Source organism: Butyricicoccus sp. AM78-15b2TA (assembly GCF_027665985.1).
Taxonomy (GTDB): domain Bacteria; phylum Bacillota; class Clostridia; order Oscillospirales; family Butyricicoccaceae; genus Agathobaculum; species Agathobaculum butyriciproducens.
This window is the reverse complement of sequence record NZ_JAQEHY010000004.1, coordinates 220,267-234,318: the sequence shown is the minus strand read 5'-3', so window position 1 is coordinate 234,318 and position 14,052 is coordinate 220,267. Positions and strand designations below refer to the sequence as shown.

The 14,052-nt window shown below is 57.8% G+C and carries 7 protein-coding genes; all 7 read left to right on the top strand.

All coding sequences use genetic code 11. The features are described from left to right. The first annotated feature begins 15 nt into the window (after positions 1–15). Positions 16–1,485, top strand: a complete 1,470-nt coding sequence (gatA, locus tag PGS25_RS06135) for an Asp-tRNA(Asn)/Glu-tRNA(Gln) amidotransferase subunit GatA (RefSeq protein ID WP_118481272.1) — start codon at positions 16–18, stop codon at positions 1,483–1,485. A 15-nt stretch (positions 1,486–1,500) separates the two neighbouring features. Further along, positions 1,501–2,925, top strand: coding sequence for an Asp-tRNA(Asn)/Glu-tRNA(Gln) amidotransferase subunit GatB (gene gatB, locus PGS25_RS06130; protein ID WP_110436651.1), 1,425 nt, complete (start codon positions 1,501–1,503; stop codon positions 2,923–2,925). Between the two features lie 228 nt (positions 2,926–3,153). Continuing rightward, positions 3,154–4,860, top strand: a complete 1,707-nt coding sequence (locus PGS25_RS06125; RefSeq protein ID WP_270417997.1) for an ATP-binding protein — start codon at positions 3,154–3,156, stop codon at positions 4,858–4,860. Then, positions 4,860–9,596, top strand: coding sequence for a leucine-rich repeat protein (locus PGS25_RS06120; protein ID WP_270417996.1), 4,737 nt, complete (start codon positions 4,860–4,862; stop codon positions 9,594–9,596). The genes PGS25_RS06125 and PGS25_RS06120 overlap by 1 nt, the downstream gene beginning before the upstream one ends. Continuing rightward, entirely contained in the window at positions 9,593–10,531 is a 939-nt protein-coding gene (locus PGS25_RS06115; RefSeq protein ID WP_118481275.1) for an AAA family ATPase, read from the top strand. The genes PGS25_RS06120 and PGS25_RS06115 overlap by 4 nt, the downstream gene beginning before the upstream one ends. Before the next feature lie 6 nt (positions 10,532–10,537). Next, a complete protein-coding gene (locus PGS25_RS06110) occupies positions 10,538–11,710 on the top strand; it encodes a DUF58 domain-containing protein (RefSeq protein ID WP_270417995.1) in 1,173 nt (390 codons plus the stop codon). A gap of 16 nt (positions 11,711–11,726) precedes the next feature. Then, complete coding sequence (locus PGS25_RS06105; protein ID WP_270417994.1) at positions 11,727–14,033, top strand: transglutaminase-like domain-containing protein; 2,307 nt, start codon at positions 11,727–11,729, stop codon at positions 14,031–14,033. Positions 14,034–14,052 lie beyond the last annotated feature (19 nt).

Sequence of the window (14,052 nt, the reverse complement as noted above, 5' to 3'; positions counted from 1 at the left end):
GGAGGGGACAGAATCATGGCACTTTACGAAAAAACTGCGTCCGAGCTGTCCGAGCTGCTCGGCAAAAAGGAAATCTCCGCAGTAGAGCTGGCAAAGGACGTTTTTGCCCGCACCAAGGCGGTAGAGGATAAGGTTCAGGGCTACGTTACCGTAGCCGAGGAAGCAGCGCTCGCGCAGGCTGAGGCTGTAGACAAGAAGCGCGCAAGCGGCGATACGCTTTCCGCGCTGGCCGGTATTCCGATCGCCATTAAGGACAACATCTGCACCAAGGGCACGCTGACCACCTGCGCGTCCAAGATGCTGGGCAATTTCAAGCCGCCGTACAATGCAACCGTTATGGAGAAGCTGATTGCTTCCGATGCGGTCATCACCGGCAAGGCCAACATGGACGAGTTCGCAATGGGCTCCTCCTGCGAGAATTCGGCTATGCACCCGACCCACAACCCGCATGGTCTCGACCGCGTACCGGGCGGCTCGTCCGGCGGCTCCGCTGCTGTTGTTGCAGCAGGCGAGGCTCCGCTGGCGCTCGGCTCGGATACCGGCGGCTCTATCCGTCAGCCGGCGTCCTTCTGCGGCGTTGTCGGCATGAAGCCGACCTACGGTGCGGTTTCCCGTTACGGTCTGATCGCATTCGCATCTTCTCTCGACCAGATCGGCCCGTTCGGCCGCTCCATCGAGGACGCAGCCATGCTGCTCGATGCGGTTACCGGTCACGATCCGCTGCACGATTCCACCTCTGTCAAGACCCCGTTTGAAGGCTCGCTGCGCGCTAACCTGAACGCTGACGTCAAGGGTCTCAAGATCGGTCTGCCGAAGGAGTATTTCGGCGAGGGTATTTCGGATGCTGTCCGCAAGAACGTTATGGCGGCTGCAGAGGCATACAAGGCACTCGGCGCAGAGGTATTCGAGATCTCTCTGCCGCTCGTTGAGTATGCACTGCCGATCTACTACATCCTCTCTTCCGCAGAGGCTTCCTCCAACCTTGCCCGTTTCGACGGCGTAAAGTACGGCTACCGCACCCCGAATGCAGGCGATGACATCATCGAGCTGTACACCAAGAGCCGTTCCGAGGGCTTCGGCGCCGAGGTTCAGCGCCGCATCATGCTGGGCACCTACGTTCTGTCCTCCGGCTACTACGATGCATACTATAAGAAGGCTCGTGCCGCACAGCGCAAGATCCGCGAGGAGTTTGCAAACGCATTTGAGAAGTGCGACGTCATCCTGACGCCGGTTGCGCCGACCACGGCTTACGAGATCGGCTCCAAGACCACCAATCCGCTCGAGATGTACGCAGGCGATATCTGCACGGTTTCCGTCAATATCGCCGGTCTGCCGGGTCTGGTTCAGCCGTGCGGTTTTGATGAGAACCACATGCCGGTCGGCATGCAGCTCATCGGTCCGCGCTTCGGCGAGCAGACGCTGCTGAACGCCGGTCTGGCTTTTGAGCAGGCGTCCGGTCTCAAGAACATCATCGCTGCACTGTAAGGGAGGAAGACAAACATGAAATACGAAGCTGTCATCGGTCTGGAAGTGCATGCGGAGCTGTCCACCAAGAGCAAGATTTACTGCTCGTGCTCCACTGGCTTCGGCGCACCGATCAACACCCACACCTGCCCGGTCTGCACCGGTATGCCGGGCGCACTGCCGGTACTCAACAAGCAGGTTGTACACTACGCCGCCAAGATGGGCAAGGCTACCGGCTGCACCATCAATCAGCTGTGCAAGGCTGACCGTAAGAACTATTTTTACCCCGATCTGCCGAAGGCATATCAGATTTCCCAGTTTGATGTGCCGATCTGCGAGAACGGCGAGGTATTCTTCTATGTGGACGGCGTGAAGCACTCCTGCCGTCTCGAGCGCATCCACTTCGAGGAGGATGCGGGCAAGCTGCTGCATGACGAGATCGACGGCACCATCGTTGACTTCAATCGCTGCGGCGTACCGCTGATTGAGATGGTAACCCGTCCCGACCTGCATTCCTCTGCCGAGGCGAAGGAATTCCTTGAAATGATCAAGACCACGCTGTCTTACCTTGACATCTGCGACTGCAAGATGGAGGAAGGCTCCATCCGCTGCGACGTAAACGTTTCCATCCGTCCGGAAGGCTCCACCGAGCTGGGCACCCGTGTCGAGATGAAGAACATCAACACCTTCTCCGGTGCGGTCCGTGCGATTGATTACGAAATTGCACGCCAGATTGAGGTTGTAGAGAACGGCGGCGAAATCCAGCAGGAGACCCGCCGCTGGGACGACGTTAAGCTGAAGAACACGGTAATGCGTACCAAGGAAGACGCGCAGGATTACCGTTACTTCCCGGACCCGGACCTCATCGCCGTCGAGATCTCCGACGAGTGGCTGCACCAGATCGAGAGCGAGGTTCCGGAGCTGCCGATCACCCGTTACGAGCGTTACCTCAACGAGTACGGCATGACCGCCATGGAGGCGCGTCTGCTGTCCGACAGCTTTGAGAAGGCCGAGCTGCTCGACGCTGCTGCAAAGCAGGTTAAGCCCAAGGCTGCCGCAAACTGGATCCTGTCCGATATCTCCAAGTACCTGAACGACAAGGGCGTAAGCCTCCGCGAGACCAAGATGACCGCGGACAAGCTGGTTGCTCTGGTTAAGCTGATCGAGGCCGGCACCATCTCCGGCAACGCAGGCAAGAAGGTCCTGCCGAGCATGTTCGAGACCGACGAGACCGTTGAGGCTATCGTTGACCGCATGGGTCTCAAGCAGGTATCCGACGAGGGCGCAATTCTGGCCATCGTACAGGACGTTATTGCCAAGAACGAAAAGGCTGTTGCCGACTTCAAGGCAGGCAAGAATGTTACCGGCTTCCTCGTAGGCCAGTGCATGAAGGCTTCCAAGGGTCAGGGCAACCCGCAGATCATCAACAAGCTGATTGCATCCGAGCTGGCAAAGCTGTAATTCAGCTTAAAACCAAATTGATACAAGAGGATACAGAACGGTACTGTTCTGTATCCTTTTTTGTGCTTTTTGGGGAGAAATTTGTCGGAGAGAGCGGTTGTATTGGGGAAAAATGTTGTCAATCGACAGATATAGGAGTATAATGCTATTATGTATAAATGGATATGCAGGTATCGACTGGATGAGAAATACAGAAAAGAGTAAAACTGGAATTTGACAGGTGAAGGAATGCATATAACGGATTGGCTGGAAATACTGGGTGAGCACTTTCCGTTGGTGGTGATCGGCTGCGTTGAGGCACTGCTGGCAGTTGCGCTGCTGTGTGCGGCGCTGCGAAACCGCGGGCAGTGTGCGGATAAAAAAAGGAGCGCACTTCGGCGGGCAGATGAGATTCTGCTGTACAACATGGATCGACAGAGTAATGACGTATGCCTTGTCATGCGTCGGCGCGACCTGCTGCCGCTCTGTGCGGCAGGCGATATGCAGAGCCTGCTCGGTGTGACGTTCGAGCAGCTCCGGCAGGATGTTATGCTGCTTGCGGACGCACTGGAGGACGGGCAGAACGGCGTTTCTGTCTGGAAGAAATACCGTGCGTGGGACGGAGCACAGCCGTTCGAGACCGTCCTTCGGACAAAGAACGGCGAGTGGGTGCAGCTGAATGTGACACGCGGTGAGGACGATGGATATGATCTGTTCTGCTTCAGCCGCACGACCGGGCTGTGCGGGCGGATGGAACAGTACGAGGAGCGCCTTGCCAAGATCGAGGAGGAGAGCCGGTCCAAGACGACCTTCCTGTCGCGCATGTCGCACGAGATCCGTACCCCAATGAACGGCATAATCGGCATGCTGACGCTCGCGGAGAACCACCTCGAGGCGAATGCACCGGCGATGCAGTATCTGACCAAGGTGGATGAGCTGTCCGATCACATGCTCGCGCTCATCAACGACATTCTGGATATGTCGCGTATCGAGGCGGGCAAGGTCGAACTGGAAAACAAGGTGTTCAGCCTGCGGGAACTGGGTGACCGCCTGTACGATATGTTTGCGAAAAACCTTGACAGCCGCGGCATCCGCTACGAGGTCAACTTTGACGGTGTGGCCGTGGATTACGTCCTTGGCGATGAGCTGCGCATCAGCCAGATTATCATCAATTTTCTGTCCAATGCGGTCAAATTTACGAGCGAGGGTGAAATTATTGTCACCTTCCGGCAGATGATGCTGCGGAACGGCGTGGCGGATATGATGATCCGCGTACACGATACCGGCATTGGTATGCAGCCGGCGTTTATCAGCCGTATTTTCCGTCCGTTCGAGCAGGAGACCGTGGGGACCTCTCGGAAATACGGCGGCACCGGTCTCGGCATGGCCATCACTGACCAGCTTGTCAAGCTGATGGGCGGCGAGATCGTGGTGGAGAGCCAGCCGGGCAGAGGCTCGGATTTCTCGGTGTATCTGCATCTGCCGGTTGCTGAAAAGCCTGCGGAACCGGCGGCAGAGCCGTCTCGCGCATCCACGGAGGAGAACGCGGATGCGTTCCGCGGCAGACGCATCCTGCTTGTCGAGGACAACGAGATCAACGCGATGATCATGGTCGAGGTGCTGCAGGAGATGGGCGCCGAGATCGAGAAGGCCGAAAACGGACAGATCGCGGTGGATATGTTCGCAGATCATCCGGAAAACTACTACGATTTTATTCTGATGGACGTGCAGATGCCGGTGATGGACGGCCGCACGGCGGCCCGCACCATTCGTGCAATGGAGCGTCCGGATGCGAAGAGCATCCTGATTTTTGCGCTGTCGGCAGATGCGTTTGTCGAGGACGAGCGCTTGTCTATCGAGAGCGGCATGAACGGTCATTACGCAAAACCGGTCGATTTTCAGGCACTGCAGCGTAATATCGGTAAATTTCTGCAGAGAAGAGAAAGGAGGAACTGATGGGAAAGCTGGATAAGATTCTGCTGTCGCGGGCAATACTGACCAAAACCGTACTCGGTGCGGCAGCCGCCGCAGCGCTGACAACGGGCACGGTTCTGGGCGTTTCGTCGTACCGCTCGGGCAATCATTTTCACCCCTCGGACACGGAGCGCGGCTTCAATGCCAATCAGGTGCATTTTGACGACGATCAGGACGTAAAGGGCAGCGACAGCACGGCAGAAAAGGACGACAGCGAGCTTTGGGAGCGGGACAGCGGCGCGGATGATACCAGCGGCCCGCAGAACGACAGCAGTGCGGATTTCATGTTCCAGCGCGAGCGCATGCAGGAGAATTTCTCCGACCCGCTCTCGGTTGCCGGCGGCACGGCAGACACGAGCATGACGGCGAGCAGCTCCGGCGATATCGTATATAACGTGACGAATGACCGCGGCAGCGCGGATGTCATCATCGGCGGCAGACCGGGCGGCACGACTGCCGTTGTGCCCGGAAACGGCGGCGCCGGCACAGGAGAAAATCCGGGCGGCAATAGCGGCGCGGCAAATCCGGCAAAGCCTGATACGCCGAATACCCCGGGAGAGCCGTCCGCGCCGGGCAATAATAAGCCGAGCAAGCCGGGCGGCGGCAGTTCGGACAATACGAATGGCGGCGGCACGGCTGCCCCGCCATCAGGACAGGGCGGCTCCATTGCGGATACCATGCGGGAGCCGGATTCCGGAAAGACCAGCGTAGGCATCTTCGGCGAGCACGATCCGATCAGTAAGCCGTATTATGAAGGGAATGTGAATGACAACACAGTAAAGGAGGTTGTTATTCGGCAGCCGCAGAATAGTTCGGGAGAGGCAGACCCGTCTGCGCTGTACGCCGGTCAGAAAAACATCACTGCCCGCAAGATCTACAATGCATTGGAAACCTATGTAAATGACCACAACGGCAACATTTACTACTGGAGCAACCTGAAGGGTGCAGACAACAGCGATTTGCATTTCGGCGTGTTCGTCCGTATCAACGGTATCTGGATCGGCGATACCTTCTTCAGCTTCTTTAATGAGGCAACCGGAGAATATGATAAGACTCTGGATGAGATTCCGAGCGATGTGACCGAGATCAAAATCAGTGCGTCTTACCGCTTCAGTGCAGAAAGTGCGTGGAAGGACTACTCGGATGTTACCTACACGCTGGAGCGAAACCGTATCTTCATCCTCAACCGCAGGCTGACGGAAAGCGATAAAAACGGTCAGTTCAGCAGTGATATCCTGCTCAATCCATATAAGGATACCAGCTTTGATCCGGATGATGAGAGCAAGGTAATCGACCTGTACAGCTATCAGAGAGATCTGCTGGGAGAGGAACGTCTGTCCGCGTTGTTCCCCGGCTGGCTGGAGGACGGCAAGCTGATTCCGTGGATGTATCATCCGGCGGCGGGCCGTCGTGTTATCGAGCCTGCGGATATGGTCCCGCTGGAGGATAACTATATAGTGCAGGTCAAAATCCGTTGGTATGACATGGATACCGGCGCGGTAACCCGTTCGCAGGAAGATGCCGCAGACGGTCCTGCAGCGGATTCTTGGGACGAGACCGAATCGGAGCTGCCGGTCAGCGCACCGCAGTTCTCAATCACCCAGAAATTCATCTACATGCAGACACTTACCGGCTATGAGGGCGATCCCGGCAGTGTGCTCGAGGTACCGAAGTATGTGCAGGCGGTGGATATGGGCACGGAAAACACCCTGCATGAGGTTGATTACATCAAAATCCCGGATACGGTGCGGTATGTCAACACGAAAAGCTACAGCGAACAGACGGAAGGCACACAGACAGCCGTAAAGGGCATCAAGGTCAAGAAAGGCTATATTGTGGATGCGGGCAGCACAGCGTATGCCGCAACCGCGGACGGTATTCTTACCAATGCGGACGGCAGTGCATACCTCGGCATTCCGTATGACATGACCGAGCTGACCGTTCCGAAAAATGTAGAGAAGGTGACGCTGCCGAACGCAACACAGGTGACCAGACTGGTCCTGCAGGCGAAAGCTGCCTGCGACCTGCCGGAAATCGACTTTGGCGGTATGGACAGCGGCGTTATTATTGTGGAGCCGGACGTATTTCGTGCTTTCGTGCACAGTAACGAAACTGCGCTGGAGGGCATGCGTGTGAACGTTGCATCCTCGGACGGCAGTTGGGAATCACACGATGGTGCTTATCTGGAGAAGGACGCCGAGGGGAACAAAACGCTCACCCATGTGCGGGCACAGACCAGATATTATACGCTGCCGGGCGGCGTCGGCGCCATCGGTCCGAACGCATTTGCGGACGCGGAAAAGGTTGAAACTATCATTCTGCCCGAGGGCGAAGACGGGATTGCAATCGACCCGGACAGTTTCCAAAGCAGCAATGTGGATACCATCCTGTGCGGCGGGAAGGCGCAGGCAGAGAACGTGCAGGCGCAGCTTGACGCGGCAGGCATTACAGATGTCCGCGCAATCGTCCTGCAGACCAACAGCCGGGGCGAGACCTACTACACAGACGAGCGCAGCGCGGAGGTTGTGCTGATGGCCGGTGACCCGGCTAAGACCGAGTTTGACGGCACGATTCAGGATGCGGACGGCAATACGCTGTGGGTGACCACACTGGCGGACGGTGCGTTTGCAGGCAGTCAGAAGCTGCAGTGGGCGCTTCTGCCGGAATCGCTGACAAATATCGGTGCACAGGCGTTTTACGGCTGCTCCAATCTGGAGGGCATCATGGTTGATGCGAACGGAGAGGTGTCTGTCGGCAATGCGGCGTTTGATAACTGTACCTCGCTGAACTTTATCGCGTCCAACGCGTCGTCCATCAATATGGGCGAGTATGCGGTCAGCACGGGAGCACAGGCAACGGTGATGTATTCCCCGACCGGGGGAATTGGCTACGGTGAGGACTGGACGTATTTCGTTGAGGAATCCGGTGTGCAGCGCTACGATGTTGTAGACATCGGCAGCACGAAAATGCTGTACGGCGCGAGCGATGGCAAGGACTGGCTCGGTCTGCGTGCCGGCAGGCACACCGAAGGGGAGCTTGCCTTGCCGGAGGGGACGATAGAGCTGTTCGATAAGGCGTTTTACGGCACCGAGGGCTCGTTTACCATCAACTGGGATAAACTGCCGGACCTGCAGTATATTGATGCTTATGTGTTTGCCGATTCCGGTCTGGAGGGTGAGGTCGTTACAGCCGTCAGCGAGGTCGGTGAGGCGGCATTCCAGAGCACAAATATCACGAAGCTGGAGTTGAACGGCTATATACAGCGTCTGGATATGAACTCGTTCGTGGATTGCAAGAGCCTGACCGGTGTTTCCATTACACGGGGCTTTGAAAATAACAGCAGTATATACACCGGTCTGTTCAGTGCATGCAGTGCGCTGGAGGATATCACGATTGCTGATTTCGGCAATGTGCCGCAGCTTTTGACATTCAGTGCATCCTCCGCGTTTACCTTTAACTATGAATGGACGTGGCAGGATACGCTGCAGCGGGTTCACATCAGATCCGACTGGGAGACCGGAGACGATATTGCACCGTCTTATGTAAAGAAATGGCGCTATTCGCTGCTCGGCAGCATGGACACACCGAATGCGACCGGCTACATGAATCTGTGGGACAACACCATGATGGACCTGATGTTCAATGGAACATGGGAGGATCTGTATGCAGAAACCGATGCGGCAGTTAAACAGAAACTCGTGGATGTGGAGAACGATATCCGCACCATGCTTGGCGCAGAAACGAAGGTAGAGGAACCCTCGGAGTTCTATCCGTATCGTGTACGGGGAGATTATATTACGCTGATCGGTGCGCCGTCCGACAAGACCACGATTGATCTGGATAATGAAACACTGGGACTGCTGGATGGCTGGCGCCTGGATTATATCGGTGAGGGAGCCTTCTCCAATACCAAAAACCTGGAATATCTCATCATGGAAAGCGGTCTGGCCGGTATTGAGCAGGATGCGTTCCGAGGGGTGGAGAGCGATACGCTGACCATGACCTTCATGGATGGCAATCCGCCGGAGCTGCTGAATTTCACACCGGGTGAGGGATATTCCTTCGGTATTGATGAAAGCAGGATAAAAATCTACATTCTCGCCTGGGGAGATGAGGAGGCTTATCTCCGTTTCATTGAAAAATGGATCTATCCGATGGCGGGATATGAAAACTATGCGGAAATGTATGCAGCTGTCGCTGCAGGCATGCCGGATGCAGCCGAGGAGGAAATCTATGCCAAAATGGAGGAAATCCTGCTGCCGGTCGAGAATCGTATCCGCAGAATGCTGTGGCATCGTGAGTGGATTCCGGGCGCATCGGAATTTGAAGAGGGCACCACTGTAGATACTCACTATCCGGAAGTGGACAAGCTCAGCTTTGAGTTTGCGCCGAAAAAGCAGGAGCCGGAAATGGTTGAGCCGGATGATCAGAACAGGAATCCGGAGGAGAAGGATGACCTGACGCCGGTTCCGGAGCCGAATCCCGGCACGGACACTGACACTGACACCTCAAACGGCAATACCAGCGAACCGCCGACCATCGACGGCGATGCAGCAAATGAGCCGTCCGGTGACAGCACCGGCAAGGACACCGGCTCTGCCGACACCTCGGCGGACGATGCGACGGTTCTGCCAATGCCGGACGGCAAGCACGAGATCGTCATTCCGTCCGAACCGTCGGACAGCACTTCCACAGAAGATGAAGGAGAAACAGAATGATTGTTGAACAATCCAAGCAGATCATTGCCGAGGTCAATAAGGCGTTCATCGGCAGAAAAGATATTGTCGAGAAGATCCTGATGACCATTTATGCCGGAGGTCATGTGCTGCTGGAGGACTGTCCCGGTGTGGGCAAGACCACGCTCGCCGTGGCGTTTTCCCGCGCGCTGGGACTGAGCAACAAGCGCGTTCAGTTTACGCCGGATACGCTGCCGTCCGACATCACCGGCTTTACGATGTACAGCCGCGAGACCGGCAGGTTCGAGTACCGCGAGGGCGCGGCGAACTGTCAGCTGCTGCTGGCCGACGAGATCAACCGTACCTCACCGAAAACGCAGTCCGCGCTGCTTGAGGTCATGGAGGAGCACACCATCACGGTGGACGGCGAAACGCACGCGCTGCCCGCGCCGTTTATCTGCATTGCGACCCAGAACCCGCTGGGTTCTGCCGGTACGCAGCCGCTGCCGCAGAGCCAGATCGACCGTTTCATGGTCAGCCTGTCCATCGGCTACCCGACCCTTGAAAACCAGATGAAGATCATCAACGCACAGCGGTACAGCAATCCGCTGGAGGAGATCCGCGCGGTGACTAACGCGCAGAATCTGCTTGAGGTGCAGAACTACCTGACCTCGGTGCGCATGACCGACGGCGTGCTGGCGTATGCCATCCGTCTGTGCGAGCAGACCCGCAGCCATCCGCTGGTGGAGCTGGGCATCTCTCCGCGCGGCGTGTCCGCACTGGTCAGGATGGCGCGCGCAGGCGCGATTTTGCGTGAGCGCAACTACGTTGTGCCCGAGGATGTGCAGAACGTGTTCGTTGATGTATGTGCACACCGTCTGGCGCTGCGCCCGCAGGCGCGCGTGGAGGGCGTTGCCGCAAAGCAGGTGCTGGAGGAGATCATGGCGAAGATCAAGCCCGCGCACACAGAGGAGTGAGGCGCTATGTGGAAAAACCGGCTGGCGTTCGCGCTGCTGTATGCGGCGCTGCTCGTGCTGCTGCTCCTGTTCAGCAAGCCGTTTCTGCTGGCGGCGCTCATCGTTCTGGTGGTATCGGCGGCGCTGATGGCGCTGCTCACCCGCAGGGATGCGCGGCTGCTGCGCACCTCTGTGCGTGTTAAATCCGGCGGGCGGGAAGGCGAAACCGTACCGATGACGTTCACGTTTGCGCCGAAACGGCGGCTGCTGGCGGCACAGAGCATTCTGGTCGAGGTGGAATCCCGCAACGATATGTTCGGCGTGAGCGTGCATAAATATCTGGTGTTCGACCTGGCGGACGATCAGCAGGAGTATACCATCGGTGTGCCGCTCGTCTGGTGCGGCAAGGTCACGTTCCGCTGCATTTCGGTGCAGGTGCGGGATATGTTTGGGCTGTTCAGCAGCAAGGCAAAGCCGTTCCCTGAAATCTGCACGGTGGTCTACCCGCATCATGTGCGCGTTTTAACCGAGCTGTCGAGTGCAACGATCGGCGCAACGCGCAATGACGGCGTTATGCAGAACCGTAAGGGCAGCGATGCAAGCGAAATATTCGACATTCGCGACTATGTCCCGGGTGATGATATACGAACCATCCACTGGAAGCTGTCCGGCAAGACGGATGAGCTGATCGTTCGTCAGGCGAGCGCCCCTTCTCATTACAATATCGCGCTGCTGCCGGATTTCGGCCGCAGCCATTTGGCCGGACCGGAGGCACAGCAGGAGCTGAATGCGGCTGTCGCCATTGCATCGTTCGTTGCCGAGCGGCTGATTCGCCGCGGCGTGCCGTTCTGCACCGTCGTACCGACGAAACAAGGCATAGAGCGGTTTGAGGTATGCACGGAGCGGGATTTTCACGAGCTTCTGCCGCGTTGGCTCAGCTTTCCGGTGCAGGAGACCGGTGGTTCGGGCCTGCGGTACTTTGTCATGGAGCATCTGGACCGGTATTTCACGCGCCTGCTCATCTTTTCCGCAGGACGCTATGAGCAGGATCTCAGCGGACTGGACAGCCGCGTCGGTGTACTGGTGCTGAGTGCGGTTTCGGGCATCAAGACCGCCCGTGTGGAGGGCAGCGGCTCGTGCAGCATCATGGAGCTGCCGACCGAGCAGGATATCAATGAAGTGTACCGTGTGGTATGCTGAGTCATAGGAGTAAACGATGAAGCAGGCTGAGATTCGGCGGTATCGACCCGGCGAACGGACAAATCCATATCTGGCCGCCGGATGGATGGCGCTGCTGGCGGCATTGCTGCTGAGTGGTTCGCTGCTGACCATGCAGCGGCTGTGGAACGGCCGCGCACCGTCCCTTGCTGCCGTGTTTGCGGCTGCCGCGCTCAGCGCACTGTGCGGCACTGCGGCGGATTTTGCGGCGAAACGCATTCCGGCGGCGCAGTTGCTGGCGCTCGCACCCGTTCCGGCTGTGCTGATCGTGACCGGTTTCCGCGGATACATTGCAGGCGGCCGTGCATGGCTCAACACCATGCTCGACCGGTGGAATACGGTGCATGAAGGCGGTCTCGCGCTGTTTTCCGGTGCAGCTTCCGAGCGGGATGTATGGGCGTTTGCGCTGTTGGCGGCGGTGCTCATCGGGCTGCTGTCGTGGTATGCGGTCAGCCGGCAGAGCAGCCGGCTCGCGGCGTTCATCAGCGTATTCTGGCTGCTGCTTTCGCTGTTCGGCGAGGGATTCTATCCGTTGGCGCTTGTGCTGCTGACAGCGGGGCAGCTGGGTCTGCACATGACGAGCGGCAGCCGCGCGATCACCCGCAGAGCGGTCGCATGGTGCCTTGGCATATCGGCGGTGCTGTGTGCCTGTGCGGTGGGACTGTCCGGCACGGAAATGCCGTCGGTCGATCGTCTGCGGCAAAATATCAAGCAGACAGTGCACGATCTGCGCTACGGCAGGGATACGCTGCCGCAGGGCGAGCTTTCTCAGGCGAACCTTCTGCACGAGAGCAGCGAAACCATGCTGAATGTACACACGGAACAGGAAAAGTCGGTCTATCTGCGCGGATTTACCGGCGGAAAATATGAAAACGGCACATGGAAGCCACTGCCGGATGCCGTCTACGGCGGAGAAAACATCGGCATGCTGGACTGGCTGCAGACACAGGGCTTTGACCCGTTTACACAGTCGGCGGCATACTATCGGCTGACCGGCGATGCACCGGAGACCAACACGGTCGAGGTGTCGGTGAAGAACGCTTCACGCGACGCGGTGTATGCACCGGCTTCGATGGAAAAGGTAACGGACGGTGACGTGCGCGAACGCAGGGACGCGCTGCTCAAGGGGCGCGGTCTGTTCGGCATCCGCAATTATACGGTGACCGAGGTTTCGGGTACGCGGCCGTCGGAGCTCATGGTCGCGGAGAGCTGGGTCAGCAACCCGCAGACTGAGGAGCAGGCAGCCTATGCGCAGACGGAATCCGTCTATCGCAGCTTTGTGTATGATGCATATACCGCAGCGGACGAGAATTTGCTGCCTGTGCTGAACCGTCTGTTCTGGCAGGATTATGATGATGAAAATGACGGCGTTTACAGTGCGCTCAGCCGCATCCGCGAGGTGCTGAAAGCGCAGGTGCGCTACAGCGAGACTGCCGAAGCCGCACCGGATAATGCGGACCCGATTGCATATTTCCTGACAGACTCGCGGAAGGGCAATGCAGTGCTTTATGCCTCGGCGACCGTACAGGCGCTGCGGGCGCACGGCATTCCCGCACGTTACGCGGAAGGCTACTATCTGCCGATTGCCAAAACGCAGAGCAGCGCGGACGGAACAGCTGCGCTGACCGGTCAGGACGCACATGCATGGGCTGAGGTCTATTTTGACGGTATCGGCTGGCTGCCGGTTGATGCGACGCCGGGTTACTATTTTGACGCGGTTGCGCTGCAGAAGATGGTCAGCCTGCCGGATACGGTGCGCAAAACTGCGGCTATCGACGAAGATCGGTCAGGTGCGGATCAGGTGGTCGAGCCGTTCGGCACCGGTGGTTCTGAGCAGTCCAAGCCGCTGGCTGTGGTGAAAAACGTGGCTGCGGTTGGATTTGGTATTGTCGGCATAGTTATTGTGCTGTTCACGCTGCTGCTGTGCGCGATGGAGCTGACGCGCGCGTTCCTGCTGTGGCATGCGGACCGCAGACGGCGCAGAATATCGGTTGAGGAGCGCGTGCGGCAGTCGCAGAAGCTGATGTTCAAGCTGATTTCCCTCTGGGGAATTGACGCGGCGCTCGGCTGGGAGACCGCAGCGACCGATAAGGCGCTTGCGGACACGCTGCCGTCGGTTAAGCCCGGAGAGTACGAGCGTGTGAACGGTCTGCTTGAGAAAACCATATACGGCGGCATCGCGCTTGAACCGTTTGAGGAGCGCGCACTCGATCTGTTTGTGCAGCGGCTTTGGGGAAGAAATGTGAAGAAAAACTGGAAAATGCGCCTTAAACTGCGGTATGCGTGCTTGCTGGCGGCGAAATAAAAAGAAATCCCGAGGCGAT